The organism is Flavobacterium sp. RHBU_24 (assembly GCF_046613695.1).
Taxonomy (GTDB): Bacteria; Bacteroidota; Bacteroidia; order Flavobacteriales; family Flavobacteriaceae; genus Flavobacterium.
In genome coordinates, this window is record NZ_JBKJHD010000001.1 from 177,890 (window position 1) to 193,724 (window position 15,835).

Genomic DNA, 15,835 nt, shown 5'->3' on the forward strand with positions numbered 1-15,835 from the left:
TGTAAAGATAATAAATCTGCAATTGCAAATCATCCGCTTTATCGGCGTTCCAATAGCTCCACTTCTACCACATCTTCCTTAGTAATCGCATATACGGTATCGCCTTCGGCGGGTTCTAACACATAGATGCCGGTAAATTCGCCAAAGGCAGGCAGTATCATCTGTTGCGTTGACCTGAAAAAACACGGCAGCTTTAAGAACTGTCGCCCTTTGCCACGAAGTTCAATCGCCGGATGAATGTGGCCACATAGCGTAAACAAATCATCACGCTCTTCGGGGTAGTGGGTAAGCAAAAAACCGTCGATGGCCCATTCGCTTACAATTTGTATGTTGATGTCGTGGTATTTCTTCGGGTTGATGATGTCGTGATTACCCGCAACGAGAACAATAGGTAAATTAGTCCGCTCCACCCAGTCGTGAAACAGCTGCCACTCGTTATTGAGTTCGCTATGGAACAGGTCGCCCAAAAAGCAGATGCTTTCCGGCTCAAAGTAATTCACGGCACTATCCAGCTTTGTAAAATTCTTATGAATAACCCCGCCCGGTATCGCCGACCCATATTTTCTAAAATGCGAGACTTTACCTAAATGGGCATCGCTAATGAGCAGCATCCGCCGCTGCACCCAGTATAAGGCGCCGGAACAATGCAGTACAAAATCGTGGTTGTTTATTGATATTTCGAGGGTCATTGTTCATCTTTTCATATTTACTATTTAATTATAAGCTGTCCTATAATACGGTAGAAAACAGAATATTAATTTAGATAAATTTGTAAAGTAATTAAGATGTGATGAAAGTTGAGCAAATTTATGAAATCCTACCGACACAAGTTGACTGTTTGAAGTTTTTAACATCTGTTATATGGAATGATTGTCCAGTTTGCCCATATTGTACTTCAAATAAACAAACGAAATTAACAAGGGAAAATAGGCATCACTGTAATAATTGTAACACTTCATATAGTATTCTTACAAGGACGATTTTTCACAATACTAAATTAGATATTCAAAAATGGTTTAGATTGTTATTTATCATTAATAACGGAGAAATTTTTAGTGTCCGTCAGCTAAGTATGAATTTGTCAGTGTCAAAAGATACTGCATTAAGAATGAATTCGTTAATTCGTTCAAGATATATTGAGAATAAACCTCTCATTGAGAAAATAATAAAAATGTTAAACGAATATAAATAATATACTATGAAAAAGATTTTAAAAGCGACTCATCAAGGAGAGTTACCAATAAATGGCTTCTTAATCTCATGTGCTGTTTTAGAGAATGGAGAGAGAGTACTTGTAAATAGAAGTTTAGCTACTGCATTTGGATTAAAAGGATCGGGTGCTTATTGGAAAAATAAAAAAGATAAAAAAAATACTGCACTTCCAGAGTATTTATCTGCTAAATATTTACAGCCCTTTATTGATGAGGAGACCAAATCAAAATTATATAATACTATTAGTTATATAAATTCATCTGGAACAGAAACTGAAGGTGTTGATGCTACTTTCCTGTCTGATATATGTAATATTTATGTCAAAGCTGGACAGAAAGGTGTATTTAAAGACAATCCAGAAATTCCCGAAAAAGCGTATAATCTCTTAGTCGCGCTATCCAAAGTAGCTATAACTGCCTTGGTTGATGAGGTTACAGGTTATCAGGATGTTAGGGCGAAAGATGCCTTGCAAGTCTTTTTAATAAAATTTTTAGAAGAAGAGAAAGGTAAATGGATTAAAACATTTCCAGATGAATTTTTTGAAACAATTTTTAGAATGAGAGGGTTAACATGGTCGCTTGCTAATAAAGGGAAAAAGCCACAATATATAGGGCATTATATAAATAACTTTGTATATAGTAGAATAGCTCCACAGGTTTTAAATGAATTGAGAAAAATAAATCCAAAAGATGAAAACGGCAATAGAAAAGGTAAGCACCCTCAATATATTGACGTGGACTTCGGACATCCAAAATTAAAAGAGCATTTAAATATTCTTATTGCTCTTGCCAAGGCTAGTGGATATAATTGGACTAATTGGACTAGACTGGTGGAAAGGGCTTTGCCAAAATTTGAACAAGATGGTAGCCAATTGTTAAGTTTACCCTTCTCTGATCCAGATTAAAATCTATTTCATATAGCTCGCCGTCATTTTCTTTATCCGTTCTGCCAATGTTTCAGATGATAAACGCTCCCGCAGCCTGTCGGTTATAATCGGGAAGCTAAACGGGGTGGGCTTTTCACAACGCTTCCATACTATTTCCTGGCGCTGAATGCGCTCCAGGGCCAGGAGCAGGCGGCCTTCTTCCAGCTGGTGCTCAAAGGTTTCGCGATACGCCTGCTGGAACAACAGGTTGTCCGGCTCATAATCCCGAAAGACTTCGAATATCAGCTGGCTGCCGCTTTGCAGGTGCTTGGTCTTAACCACCTTGCCGGGGTAGCCGGTAAAAACCAGCCCTGCGATTACGGAAATATCGCGGAACTTGCGCCGGGCCATTTCGGTAGCATTAAGGCTGTGCTGCAGGTCGGCGTGCAGGTGGGTGGGGGTAAACAGGTCGTTATCAACAACCTGCTGCATATCGATTTCCTTATCGCTCAGCAACTCAAAACCATAATCGTTATAGGCTAATGAAAAGGTTATTGGCGTAAGCAAACTAATACGGTACGCCATAATACTGGCCAGCGCCTCGTGCACATAGCGCCCCTCAAACGGGTAAAAAATAGCGTGGTAGCCCTCACGGGTTTTAAAGGTTTCTATCAAAAACTGGTTGTCATCCGGTACAATACTTTCTTTTCGCTGGCGCGTAAAAACAGGGTTGAGGGCTTTTAATTCAGGGTTTTTTACATCGTGGTTCGCGGTGTAGAGCTCTTCGCGCAGCAGTTCGCTCATCTGTGCCGAAAGCGTCATGCGGCCACCCATCCAGCTGGCGTGTACGGCCTTTGCACCGGGGTCGGCACGGCGCACCAGCACTTCCATGTTCTTCACACGGAAAAGCTCCAGCTTTCGACCCGCGAAAATAAAGATATCACCGGGGCTAAGCTTGGAAATGAACCATTCTTCAATGCTGCCAATGTAGCCGCCGCCCATAAACTTTACGTTCATAACCGCGTCTCCTACTATGGTGCCCATCTGCATCCTGTGCCGCAAGGCGACTGACTTGCTATTTACCTTAAACTTACCGTCAGCTTCAATCTCCACCTTTTTATATTCGTCATACGCCTGTAGGCTTTGGCTGCCCCGGCTTATAAAGTTGAGGCAAAACTGCCAGTCGGCCTGCGTCATGGCCTGGAAGCAGAACGAACTTTGCACTTCCTTAAAAATATCGTTAGGGTAAAAACCATCACTTACCGCAAGGGTAACGAGGTATTGTACCAACACATCCCAACTGTTGAGGTAGGGCACGCGGTCTTCTACCACCGTTTCCTGTACGGCGCGTCGCAGGGCAGAAGCCTCAACCAACTCAATAGCATGCGTAGCCAGGAAGTAAATATTGCTCTCCTGCCCGGGGCGGTGGCCACTGCGCCCGGCGCGTTGTAAAAAACGTGCCACGCCTTTAGGGCCGCCCACCTGTATTACGGTTTCTACGGGTGCAAAATCGACACCCAGATCTAAACTACTTGTGCACACCACCGCCTTAAGCCGCTCATCACGAATGGCCTGTTCTACCCACTGCCGGGTTTCGCGTGCTATGCTGCCGTGGTGCATGGCTATCTCCCCGGCAAACTCGGGGTATTTTTCAAGCAGCCTTTGATACCATATTTCGCAGGCAGACCGTACGTTAGTAAATATCAGCGTAGTTTTGCTTTGCTTGATTATTCGTGCCACTTCGTCTACCAGGTGCAGTCCCATGTGGCCGCGCCACGGGTAGGCATCCATTTTTTCGGGAATGACGGATAGTACATTTATCTTTTTGTTGATGTGTGCCCGCACCATTGCCGCATTCGCCAATGCGTCGGACTGTGGCCCCAGCAGTACTTCCATGGCCTGCTGCAAATTTCCTATCGTTGCCGAAATTCCCCAGATGCGCATCTTAGGCGCTACGGTTTTCAACCGGCTTAATGCCAACTCTACCTGCACGCCACGCTTGGTACCCAGGAGTTCGTGCCACTCATCAATAATAATGGCGCCGCAGGTTTTAAACGTTTTTGCATAGTCTTTGCTGGCCAGCATCAGCTGCATACTTTCGGGTGTGGTAATGAGCAGGTCGGGCATTTTGTTTTTCTGCTTCGTCCGTTCTGATGCTGTAGTGTCGCCAGTGCGGATGCCCACGGTAAGCCCGGTTTCGAGTTCGTCGGCCACGCGTTCGGCAGCCTGTTTTATTTCGATGGAAAGCGCCCGCAGCGGTGTAATCCATATGGCTTTGAGTCCCGGCTTGTGTGTGTTTTTATAGTTGGGGTTGTTTTTTATGTAATCTAACACTACGGGTATCCACAGCGCGTAGGTTTTGCCACTGCCGGTAGGGGCGTTGAGCAGGCCGTGTTTTCCCTGTAAAAATGCCGCCCAGGTTTGGGTCTGGAACGGGAACGGCTTCCACCCCCGGCCTGTAAACCAGTTTGTGGCAATATCGAAAAGCTGTTCCCTGTTCATTTTTGTTTGTAATTTTTTGTTTGGGGTTGGCCTCACCCCCAGCCCCTCTCCAAAGGAGAGGGGTGGAGCTTCACTCAGTTAGCAATGCGTTTTCCATTCCGACCGAGGCTAAGCGAAGTGGAGGAATCTCAATTGCTGAAATCCTTAATTCCGCTGCACTGCATTCGACATAGAACAGCCGAGTGAAGCTACTGCCACTGCTAACTGAACACTGGCTCACCTCGGAATCATATCCTTCAAATCATCAATACTATTTGCATCTTCAATGGTTTTGTCGTGGCGCCAGCGCAGTATCCGCGGGAAGCGTGTAGCCACACCGCTCTTGTGCCTTCCGGAAAAGGCAATACCTTCAAAGCCTATCTCAAAAACCAGTTTGGGCGTTACGCTGCGCACCGGGCCGAACCGGTCTAACGTATTCTTCTTTATAAAATCATCTACCATCCTGAACTCGGCATCCGTTAACCCGGAATAGGCCTTGGCGAAGGTAACCAACTCTTTTGTGCCGTCATCATTGGTTTGCCAAAGGGCGAAAGTATAATCAGTAAACAACGTGGCACGGCGGCCGCTGCCCCGCATGGCGTAGGTAAGCACGGCATCAATGCTAAAGGGGTCGAGCTTCCATTTCCACCAGTCGCCTTTTTTACGGCCCACACCGTAGATAGAATCATTGCGCTTAAACATCAGGCCTTCGCTGCGAAGGTCGCGGGCCTTGGTTTTTTCGTGCAGGGCTTCATCCCAGTTATTAAGTTGTATCCTTTCGGACAATTGCAGCGGAAGTGCATAATCTTTTATGGTGTCGTATAATTGTTCCAACAGCTTGCGGCGTTCGATATACGGAAGTGTGCGGATGTCTTCGCCATTATATTCCAAAAGGTCATACGCTCGAATGATGACCGGTGTTTTTTTAAGCAGGGCAGGGGTAACCACCTTGCGGCCAATACGGGTCTGCAGGTCGTTAAACGAACCGATGCCGCCCTCCGTCCACGGCAAAATTTCGCCGTCGATAACCATACCGTTCGGTATAATACCCAGGAAGCTATTGAACTCCGGGTATTTATCGGTAACCAGTTCTTCGCCGCGGCTCCATACATATAACTGGTCATTACGAATAATCGTCTGGCTGCGGATGCCGTCCCACTTGTGTTCGGCGCTCCAGTTGGCAACATCGCCCAGGTCCTGCACCTCTCCTTCTACGGCATACGCCAGGTAAAAAGGATAGGGCTTAGAAAGGAAATCTTGTGCTTTTTCTTCCAATACCAAATCCTGGAAGCTGATACGCGCCGGATCCCATTCGCCCATAAGTTTGTAGGCCAGTACATCTTCATCTACGCCGGTGGCCTTGCTCAGGGCGCGGGTCATTAGCTTTTGGCTTACGCCGATGCGGAAACTCCCCGTAATAAGCTTGGTAAACACAAAGCGTTCGTAATAATTAAGCGACAGCCAGTTATCGTGCAGGTATTCTTTCTTTTCTGTATCAGATTTCTTTTTGAGCGTAATCATTTCCTCCACAAACTCGGTTAGTGTTTTTTCGCTATGGTCTTTAGAGGCGGGGATTACGAGCGCAATGGTTTCGGCGAGGTCGCCCACAATGTGGTAACTGTCTTCAAACAGCCATATCGGAATGCCGGCCAGTTCTGACGCCCAAAGCCGGAGCAAGGTGGTATTAACCGGGCGTGGTGGGCGACGGTGCGAGAGGATGGCAATGGTCCATACCCGGTCGGTATCGCTGGCCGCACGGAAGTACTGCGTAAGCGCTTCCACCTTTACGTTAGTCTTATTGCTGCTGTCGAGCGTTTTTATGAGTTCGGCGAAGTTTTGCATTTACAGTCCCTCCTCCTCCGGAACGGTTTCCTGTTCGTTAGTTTCGGTTTCGCCCTCATCGCCTTCGTACTGGGTTTTTTCAGTCCGGGCATCGTAGCCTATTTCGCGCAGGTAGGTGCTAAAAATATCGCTGTAGCCGTGGGTACAAATAATCTTTTCCGCACCCGTAGCCTGTATACTTTCCAGCAGCCCGGCCCAGTCGCAGTGGTCGCTCAGCACAAAGCCTTTGTCTATCGCCCGCCTGCGCCTTGCGCCGCGAAACGCCATCCACCCGCTGGCCGAACCCGTTACATAGGGCGTCATGCGGCGAATCCATGGGGTGCCGTGGGCGCTGGGCGGGGCCAGTACAATGCTACCCAACAGGTCTTCTTTTTTGGTTTCGGGGGTAATGCGTATCGTTTCGGGCATATCTACCATCGGGCGTAGTATTTCGGTCATGTTCTCTACCGCGCCATGGGTGTAAATGCGTCCGATACTTGGATCTAAATGTTTGAGCAGCCGTTGTGCCTTTCCCAGCGTGTAGCCAAACAGCACCGACGTTTGCCCCTCGGCGCGGTTTTGCGACCACCAGGTATTTACGTCGTTCATTACTTCAGCCTGTGGGGTCCACTTAAAGCAGGGCAGCCCAAAGGTATTTTCGGTAATAAAGGTGTGGCATTTTACGACTTCGTAAGGGGTAGAAAGCCCGTCTTCTTCGGTTTTGTAGTCGCCCGTGAATACCCAAACCTCACCCTTATACTCCACCCGAACCTGCGCGCTGCCCACAATGTGCCCGGCCGGGTGAAACGAAAATGTAACGCCGTTTATGGTAAAGGTTTCGCCCCACGCCTTGCCGGTAACGTTGATATTGCCCAGGCGGTGCTGTATAATGGGCACGTTCATGTGGTTTGTTATGTAACTGCCGTGCCCCCAGCGCGAATGGTCGGCGTGCCCGTGGGTAATTATGGCCTTGGGCACCGCACGCCACGGGTCGAGGTATACATCGGCCTGCGCGCAGTAAATGCCTTTATCGTTAAAAGCCAGCAGGGGCTGTTTCATAACACTACAGTTTTATATAAAGTTACACACTGTAGGTTTTTTACGAAAGGGTTTGTGTGAAGTTTAACGGTTGTGCGTCTTAAGATTTGCTACTTTGGTATATGGTTTGTAATTATAAAAGTTATGATTAAGCTTGAAACTACAGAGCAAAGGCGCAAAATTATGCGCGCTATTAAAAGTAAAAACACTACTGTCGAAATAATTTTGGCGAAGGCTTTATGGCATAAAGGTTACAGGTATAGAAAGAATGATAAAACTATTTTCGGGACGCCTGACCTTGTCTTTAAAAAATATAAAATTGCCATTTTTATTGATAGCGAGTTTTTCCACGGGTTTAATTGGGAAGCCAAAAAGGATAAAATTAAAAACAACCGCGATTATTGGGTTGCTAAAATTGAAAAGAATATAGCTAGGGATCAAAAAGTTAATGAATATTTAATTTCTAAAGGTTGGACGGTTCTACGATTTTGGTGTTCTGAAATAAATAAAAATCTAAGAGAATGCATTAAGGTCATTGAGAATGAGATTAATGACAAACACGCAAGGATTTATTTCTTAAAATAATTTAATTTCAGTTGAAGTGTAAGAATTTTTTCTTTATATTCGTAACCAATGTATAAGGTTGTATAATATGGTTATTAAAGATTACTACACGCTTTCAGAAGCTTCAGATTTACTGGGTAAAAATAAAGAAACCCTTAGACGATGGGACAATGAAGGAAAGTTAAGTGCTGTTAGGGAGCCTATGAGCGGCTACAGGGTATATAAGAAACAGGATATTGATTTATTTAAAGATTTTTTCGCGGGCAGTGCAGAAGGGGATACATCAAATTTTGTTGAACCCCTTAAGCAGTATACTGTATTAGAGCTTTTTGCCGGTGCCGGCGGACTTGCAATTGGGCTAGAACAGGCAGGTATAAAATGTGTGGCATTGAATGAAATAGATAAGTATGCTTGTCAAACCCTAAGGTCGAATAGGCCACATTGGAATGTGCTTGAGGGTGATATTAGTCATTATAATTTTTTAGAATATAAAGACCAAGTTGATGTTGTTACGGGCGGATTTCCGTGCCAGTCATTTAGCTATGCAGGTAAGCGATTGGGATTAGAGGATGCAAGGGGTACACTGTTTTATGAGTTTGCACGCGCGGTTAAAGAAGTTAACCCATTAATTTGTGTTGGCGAGAATGTAAAGGGGCTTTTAAACCATGATGGAGGAAATACTCTTAAAGGTATGATATCAATTTTAGATGAAATAGGTTATCGGGTAATGCCTGTACAAGTACTTAAAGCCATTAATTATAAAGTACCACAAAAGCGCGAAAGGTTGATTTTAGTTGGTGTGAGAAAGGATATAAGTTTTGATTTTGAATACCCAAAACCATATAAAAAAATCTATAACTTATCAGATGCTTTAAAAAAAGGAAGTTTATACGATAGCGATGTACCTAACTCTGTTGGTGCAAAATATCCTCAAAGTAAGAAAGAAGTATTAGACTTAGTGCCACAAAAAGGCTACTGGCGTGATTTGCCTATCGACCTTCAAAAACAATTTATGGGCAAAAGTTTTTACCTTGGTGGAGGGAAAACAGGAATGGCCAGGAGGATAGGTTGGGATGAACCATGTTTAACCCTTACCTGTAGCCCTGCGCAGAAACAAACAGAGCGTTGCCACCCGGATGAAACCCGTCCATTTAACGTACGCGAATATGCCCGAATACAAACCTTCCCGGATGACTGGGAATTTAGAGGTTCTGCTGCACACCAGTACAAACAGATTGGCAATGCCGTGCCGGTAAATTTAGGTAAAGAGGTTGGGTATTCTATCGTGAGTTTTTTGAATAGATATTATCGATAGTCATCTGTTTTATTTAACTTTGAGCATCTAAAATATATAAGATGCCTTATTTAAAATGGATTTCAGATGAAAGACTCATAGAGAGTGTTAATCATTTATTGTTAAAAGCTTCGTTAGCCAAAACCAACACTAACATACACAAAAATGTTATTGATCCATTTTCAGCAATTTTTGAAATAGCAGGATTTGAATTAGATTATGAAGTTTGGCTAAAGGGTGAAATATCCCGACAAGCTCAAAAAACCTTACAGAATCACATTGGTGATTTTCATCAGAATATATTAGGTTTCTCAGAAAAGTGGGTAAATAAAAAAACAGGTAGCGTCGTTGATTTAGTTTCAGATGAATTAAAAATCATCGCTGAGATTAAGAATAAGTATAATACAATTTCTGGAGGTAAGCTAGCAGATCTTTATAATAGTCTAAATAGCTTAATCATGCCAAAGGCTAGTATCTATAAAGACTATACAGCTTATTATGTTGTTATAATTCCAAAGAAAGCAAAACGATATAATGTTTTGTTTGTACCATCAAATAAAGAACAAGGAGAAAAATGTCCTCCGAATGAAAAGATTAGAGAAATGGATGGATCAAGTTTTTACGCTTTAGTAACTGGTCATGAAAATGCATTAGAAGAATTATTTGATATATTACCACAAGTTATAATTGATATTTCCTCCGGTAAGTATAGAGTCGAAGATAAAGAAAAACTCAAATTATTCTTTAATCAGGCATTTGGATAATAAAAAACACCAAAATAAAAACGGGGCCCTAAAGCCCCGTTTTATACTATATGTGGTAGGTTTTAATTAACCTCCAAAAGCCCTAAGGTTATCTACCTGGAACGCGCCGTCTAGAGCAGTGTTAGTACCAGAGCCTGTAAACTTAAATGCTATGCGGATGTTGCTTCCGCTAACAGATGATACATCGGCTACGGTGCCTAGAAACTCATACCATGCAGTATCGCTGTTAGGCAGGTTTGCTGCTACAGGAATCCATGTTGCAGTTGCCACATTACCTGTAAAATCTGTAGATACAAATACTTCAAGCTTGTTACCGTCGGTATCGCCATCTAAGTGGTGCTGGGCAATATCAAAAGCTAATATTTTAGTGGTATTGGTGCCAAAATCAATTTCCGGTGACACTAACCAGGCCACATTTATAGCATCGCCTGAACCAAAGGCGCTGAACTCGGCGTAGCCATTGCCGCTAAACGCTTCTTCTCTCCACACCCGGGCTCCCGTTTGTGCAATGTTTGCCCAGCCGTCAATGTTAAAGTTAGTGCCGTCTATAGCTTCCTGAAAATCTTCAGTATAAAAAGGAGGCTCCGGCGCAAAACGTGTTTCGGTTAACTTGATGTCATTTTCCGTCCTTGCCAAAAACTGGTAATCAGAACCAAATTTAGTAAGTACACCCCTTATTTTTCCGCTTTTGTTAGGCACAACTTTACCCGAAAAATTAGCGAATGAACTGGTCCTGAAAATAAGCGTGTTGCCAAATTTATCTGTAATAAGGTGGTTTGTAGCGCCGCCTAAGTCGTTGTCTACGTCATAGTAAGTGTTTCCTACGGCTGCATCTGTAAACTGTACGTTGTCTATTTCAACCAGTTTATTAAGGTAGCTGTCGTTTTTTATTTGTGTAAGCGACACGTGCTGCACAAGGTCTTCTTCGCTAACAACAGTACAAGAACGGTTAAGGTAAGTAAGGTACTGCGTTTCCGGAAGCCTGCCTACCTGTGCCTCGCCGGTATCGGTAAGAAAGATGCCGCCCAGCTCTAATGCGCCGTCGGTTATCTGGGTATAAAGGCCGTCAAGTTTTATAAGAACCTTCCTGCCCGGCTCAAAATTAACAAACGTAGAGTTAACATCTACCGCTACGCTAAACGCAAACGATTTGTCAAGCGTCTGGAACGAAATGGTTTTAAAGAAGTTACCGCCCTGGTCGCTTGATGTAACATAAGCCTCGATAACATCGTCACCCACTATAGCCGCATTTTCGGTATAAAGAGCAATATTAGCTGTTGCCGGTATGGCCTGCGGCTCCATGTTTTTAACAAGGGTGGTGCCGTCGCACTCCAGGTTTGGCGTGTTGTAGTCGTCGTCATTAATACAGCTTGTAAACATACCTGCTGCCATTAATACCACAAGGGTTGATTTATAAAAAGTTGCTTTCATAGTATATCGATTTTTTTTATTAAAAGTTAAGATAAAGGTTTAGGAAATATGTTCTTCCGTAACCGTAAAAATATTTTGGGCCAAATGATGGAGTGCCGCTGGATACATCCTGGTTAAGCTGCCTGTAATTTGCATTACGGGCCTGCTCAAAGCCGCCTGTTTTATAAGTAACATCAAAAACGTTGTTTACAGAGGCAAAGAAGCCTATTAGCTGGTCGCCAAATTTCCAGGATTTGCCTCCCTGTAGGTTAACAAGGTTAAAGTTGTCAAATTTCTCCTGTTTAAGCAATTCCCGGGTTCTTTCGGGTGTAGCTTCCGCAAAAGGCATACCATTTACATCGGCTGGATTTTGTAAAAAGTTGTCAGTCCTTAATAACGCAGAAACGTCAATATAATTTGATGCCAGGTGGTTAGCATTTGCACCTACCCACCAGTAATGAGGGTCTCTGTATTCTAAACCTATTGAATATGCCTGCTGCGGCATACCCGGAAGCCTGTAGTTTTTTAAAGCAGCGGTACCAAAGTTAGTAATTCCCGCGCGTGTTGATGATATAATTCCGGTTTCCTGTTCAAGGGCGGCAAAGGTATCGTTATTTACCAGTACGTTAGGGTTGTTATCATAGGTATACTGCCCATAAGAAGCTGAGCCGGTAACCTTTATGGTAGCCGTAAGGTTATACTCTACACCAAGCTCGCCACCCATCATTTTTTTGTCGATATTAGTAACTGTTTCGGCTACAAACGCATTAGAGTCGGCAGAGTCGGTACCATCAAATACGCCCTCGGCAAAAAAGAACGAGGTTTCGGTAGCGTTTTGTATTTTAGAGAAAAACCCTGTAAGCCTTGCTTTTAATTTTGGGGTCCTTAGCACGTAGCTCAGGTCGGCGCTCGATATGGTTTCGCTGTCAAGGCCGTTTACTATGTTGTTGTTTAGCCTTGCGTTAGGAAACGTGTTCCTTAGCGACGGTGCCTTAGTCATATACACCCCGTTTACCACAACCTGGTTACGTCCGTCTAATTTATATATCAGGCCGCCTTTAAAGCCAAAGTTATCAAATATTGCTTTGTCGCTTTTACCCAAAGAATTATTTCGGTAAATGCCATTTCTATACAAGCCTTCCCTCTGGTATTCTGAGCGTGAAAAACTTTGAGACAGGTAAAAATCTATTTTACGGTAGGTAAATTTAAACTGGGTAAACGCATCATAAACGTCAGCCATAAGGTTGTAGTTGTATCCAAAGGTATCGCCCACACCTACTTGCCTGTCAGGCTGGTTAAGGTCAGACTGCGATTGTGAGCCTGCATAGAACGGGTCGATATCAAGGTAGTACAGGCCGCCCAAAAGGTCGAGCATGTTTTGGAAATTGTGCGATTTAAGTTTTTTAAACGTACCGCCCGCATTAAAGCTTATGTTTTCTGAAAGCTGCGAACGCAGGATAGCATTTGCAGAAAGCGTTTTGTCATCAGTACGGTCTTCGTAAAGTACATATTTACTCACGGCTGCAGTGCGGCCTATCTCATTATTGTTAGCATCGGTAATGGCAGTGGTGTTAGCCCTGTACATGCCATCCCAGTCTAACTGGCTGTTTGCTAAAAACGATTCCCTTACGCCCGCTGCAAGTGCTGTGTTTTCTGCACTTCCGCCCAGGTAGGTTCCGCCCAGCCCGCCCGGCGCGTAAGCGCTTGACGGCACAAGTGCCGGATCGTTTTCATATAACGACGTGTAATAGCTTGGCAGCCTCCTGTAGTAAGTAGGGTCAGGGTTATTTACATCCTGGAAGTCAATCCTGCTGTTGCCTATTTTACCAAACTGGTAGGCCACGTTTGTATTTAAGCTGGTACTTTCGTTAATGTTCCAGTAGTGGCTTAGCATTAGTATCGGCTCCTCTACATCTTTATCGCGGCTGTTGCGCTTTTTGCCATCCTGGTAGCCCCAGTAGCTGTTGTATTTTATACCTTTAAGGTCATTAACCTCTTGTGTGTTAGGCGAGTTTTTACCCCTGCTGTTCTGGGCATATATGCCGGTAAAGTTTATGCTATGCTGGTTGTTGATTTTCTTTTCAACGCTGATAAAGCCAGAGTTTGCACTATAGTCAGTACCTTCAAAATAGCCTTCCTGTGCCCACCTCCTTGAGGCAGAAACCACATAAGCCCATCCGTTTTTATTCATCCCGGAGGCATAAGTGGCCATAGCCCTCCAGTCGTAGGTAGTATTAGTACCACTAAATGATATCCTGCCGCCCGGCCTGTATATAGAGGCGCGTGTGTTTATTTCCTGTGTACCCAGTATGCTGCCAAAGGTATAGTCTGACGGTGCAGAACCCATGGTAAACTCCTGGTTACGTGTAGCATCGTTAAGCCCGCCCCAGTTGCTCCACTGCGGCCTGCCGTCGTAAATCTTGTTCATGGTTACACCATTTATCATGGTCATACCATATTCATTATCAAGGCCCCTTATCCTAAAGCGTGCCTGCCCCCAGTTAAATGCAGCAGCCTGCTGGTAAGTATCACGCGATGCCTGTAGCAGGCCCGCGGTGTTTTCAGAGCCGCTGTTATCATCACCCAGGTCGTTATCGGTAATGGTAATAAGGCCCAGTTGCTGTTCGGTAGTAATATCTGCTTCAAGAGATACAATGCCCAGGTCTAGCGGCTGCCCGGCCTGTACCTCAATGGTAAAGTTCTGGTAAATAAAGCCTGAAGACCCTACGCTTATTACGTGCCTGCCTACAGGTAATTCTTTAAATTCAAATACACCTTCAGCATTGGTTAGTGCGGTTTGTGCGGTAGCATCCATCGTGGCTACAACATTCTCCAGGGGGGCTTGGGTTTTAGAGTCAACCACCTTACCCTTTACAGATGCCCCTTGCTGCGCCCACGCACATACAACCTGCATCACGAATAAAAGACTGAGTACGAGTTTTTTCATAGATAAATTTAAATTATGTCATTCGTAGTTAAGTTAAAAATTTCTTAACGGCGGCAAATGTACACCATTTCAAAATATTATTTACTTTTGGCACCGCGTTTGTTATGAAAATTGACGTTAAATTAATATTTGTGATAATGATAAAAAACATCGGCCTGCTTTTCCTGCTTTTATGTGGTTTTTTTAATGCAAAGGCACAGGACAAAAAGTTTAAGGTACAGACTATTGCGTTCTACAACTGCGAAAACCTTTTCGATACTATTGACGGTTCTAACAGGGATGAAGAGTGGCTTCCGGATGGCACCCAGCACTGGACGGGTGAAAAGTACAAAATAAAACTACAACACCTCGCAAGGGTGCTTGCCGAAATAGGATCTACCGATAACCCGCAGTCGCCCGCCATCATCGGCCTGGCCGAAATAGAAAACCGCGGCGTACTGGAAGACCTGATCAAAGAGCCCCTGCTTGCCGACAAAGGCTATGGAATTATACATTTTGACAGTCCTGATAAAAGGGGTATAGATACCGGCCTGCTATATAAAAAAAGCGTGTTTAAGCCCACAAGTTACAAAAATATACCGCTGATTATATATGATAAGGAAAAGGCTAAAGAAAAAGTAAAAGCCGAGCGGGATGCGGCTTCCGGAATAAATAAAGATTCGGTAGGCGTATATATTAATGTAGATTACAGCGGCCGTATTTATACCCGCGACCAGCTGCTGGTAACAGGCCTGCTTGATGGCGAACCGGTTAGCTTTATAGTGAACCACTGGCCATCACGCTCGGGTGGTGAAAAAAAGAGCAGCCCTAACCGCGAAGCCGCCGCAGCCCTAAACAAAAAAATTATAGACAGCCTGTATGCCGTAAACCCCAATACCAAGCTTATAACTATGGGCGACCTGAATGATGGCCCATACAACAAAAGCCTGAAAGTAGTGCTGGGCGCTAAGGCACATAAAGAAGATGTAAAGGCCGGGCAGCTGTATAACCCAATGGAAGAAATGAGCAAAAAAGGCATAGGCACACTGGCCTACCGCGACGCGTGGGACCTTTTTGACCAGATGATTGTTACCGAACCGCTATTGCGCAAAGACTACAGCTCGTACCGCTACTGGAAGGCTGGCGTATACAATAAAACCTTTTTAGTACAGCCTGTTGGCCAGTATAAAGGTTACCCGCTGCGCAACAGTAACGGAAACGTAGGCTACAGCGACCACTTTCCGGTATACCTGTACCTGGTAAAACAACAAATGTAACACTATAATAATATTAGGAGTAATAGGGGCCCTGCTGAAAAGCGGGGCTTTTTCTTTGGCCTCACCCCAACCACTCTCCAAAAGAGAGGGGCAGCTTCACTAGGGCAATAGCAGCGCCGCAAAAGAGTACCGAATAAAAATTAGGTGAATAGGTGTAATTCATAGCGTCAAAAAAAATCCTTA

At 44.3% G+C, this 15,835-nt stretch carries 12 protein-coding genes; 6 read left to right on the plus strand and 6 right to left on the minus strand.

Annotation, left to right across the window (positions count from 1 at the left end):
* Positions 1 to 38: 38 nt before the first annotated feature.
* Entirely contained in the window at positions 39 to 689 is a 651-nt protein-coding gene (gene pdeM / locus ACLI09_RS00850) for a ligase-associated DNA damage response endonuclease PdeM (protein ID WP_411417684.1), read from the minus strand.
* A gap of 101 nt (positions 690 to 790) precedes the next feature.
* Here pdeM and ACLI09_RS00855 point away from each other — a divergent pair, with 101 nt between their 5' ends.
* Together ACLI09_RS00855 and ACLI09_RS00860 are read left to right on the plus strand one after the other, a co-directional pair.
* The gene (locus ACLI09_RS00855) at positions 791 to 1,192 is read left to right on the plus strand and encodes a transposase (RefSeq protein ID WP_411417685.1); all 402 of its coding nucleotides are present in this window, start codon (positions 791 to 793) and stop codon (positions 1,190 to 1,192) included.
* A gap of 6 nt (positions 1,193 to 1,198) precedes the next feature.
* A complete protein-coding gene (locus tag ACLI09_RS00860) occupies positions 1,199 to 2,116 on the plus strand; it encodes a P63C domain-containing protein (RefSeq protein WP_411417686.1) in 918 nt (305 codons plus the stop codon).
* Between the two features lie 3 nt (positions 2,117 to 2,119).
* Here the strand turns inward: ACLI09_RS00860 and ACLI09_RS00865 are convergent, their stop codons facing one another.
* The 3 genes from ACLI09_RS00865 to ACLI09_RS00875 form a co-directional block, all read right to left on the minus strand.
* Positions 2,120 to 4,579 carry a ligase-associated DNA damage response DEXH box helicase gene (locus tag ACLI09_RS00865; protein WP_411417687.1) on the minus strand — a complete coding sequence of 820 codons (2,460 nt, stop codon included), beginning with the start codon at positions 4,577 to 4,579 and terminating at the stop codon, positions 2,120 to 2,122.
* A 216-nt stretch (positions 4,580 to 4,795) separates the two neighbouring features.
* The gene (locus tag ACLI09_RS00870; RefSeq protein ID WP_411417688.1) at positions 4,796 to 6,400 is read right to left on the minus strand and encodes an ATP-dependent DNA ligase; all 1,605 of its coding nucleotides are present in this window, start codon (positions 6,398 to 6,400) and stop codon (positions 4,796 to 4,798) included.
* On the minus strand, positions 6,401 to 7,438 hold the full coding sequence (locus ACLI09_RS00875) for a ligase-associated DNA damage response exonuclease (protein ID WP_411417689.1): 1,038 nt from the start codon (positions 7,436 to 7,438) through the stop codon (positions 6,401 to 6,403). It abuts the gene before it with no gap.
* A 123-nt stretch (positions 7,439 to 7,561) separates the two neighbouring features.
* Here ACLI09_RS00875 and ACLI09_RS00880 point away from each other — a divergent pair, with 123 nt between their 5' ends.
* The 3 genes from ACLI09_RS00880 (at position 7,562) to ACLI09_RS00890 (ending at position 10,039) form a co-directional block, all read left to right on the plus strand.
* On the plus strand, positions 7,562 to 8,002 hold the full coding sequence (locus ACLI09_RS00880; RefSeq protein WP_411417690.1) for a very short patch repair endonuclease: 441 nt from the start codon (positions 7,562 to 7,564) through the stop codon (positions 8,000 to 8,002).
* Between the two features lie 67 nt (positions 8,003 to 8,069).
* Positions 8,070 to 9,296: a DNA (cytosine-5-)-methyltransferase gene (gene dcm, locus ACLI09_RS00885; protein WP_411417691.1), complete on the plus strand. Its 1,227-nt coding sequence runs from the start codon at positions 8,070 to 8,072 to the stop codon at positions 9,294 to 9,296.
* Positions 9,297 to 9,337: 41 nt separating this feature from the next.
* Positions 9,338 to 10,039 carry an Eco47II family restriction endonuclease gene (locus ACLI09_RS00890; RefSeq protein WP_411417692.1) on the plus strand — a complete coding sequence of 234 codons (702 nt, stop codon included), beginning with the start codon at positions 9,338 to 9,340 and terminating at the stop codon, positions 10,037 to 10,039.
* A 66-nt stretch (positions 10,040 to 10,105) separates the two neighbouring features.
* On the opposite strand, the gene ACLI09_RS00895 is transcribed toward ACLI09_RS00890, so the two are convergent.
* Positions 10,106 to 11,470 carry a DUF5689 domain-containing protein gene (locus tag ACLI09_RS00895; protein WP_411417693.1) on the minus strand — a complete coding sequence of 455 codons (1,365 nt, stop codon included), beginning with the start codon at positions 11,468 to 11,470 and terminating at the stop codon, positions 10,106 to 10,108.
* Between the two features lie 19 nt (positions 11,471 to 11,489).
* On the minus strand, positions 11,490 to 14,396 hold the full coding sequence (locus tag ACLI09_RS00900) for a carboxypeptidase regulatory-like domain-containing protein (RefSeq protein WP_411417694.1): 2,907 nt from the start codon (positions 14,394 to 14,396) through the stop codon (positions 11,490 to 11,492).
* Between the two features lie 137 nt (positions 14,397 to 14,533).
* Here ACLI09_RS00900 and ACLI09_RS00905 point away from each other — a divergent pair, with 137 nt between their 5' ends.
* Positions 14,534 to 15,652, plus strand: coding sequence for an endonuclease/exonuclease/phosphatase family protein (locus ACLI09_RS00905; RefSeq protein ID WP_411417695.1), 1,119 nt, complete (start codon positions 14,534 to 14,536; stop codon positions 15,650 to 15,652).
* Positions 15,653 to 15,835: the final 183 nt, after the last annotated feature.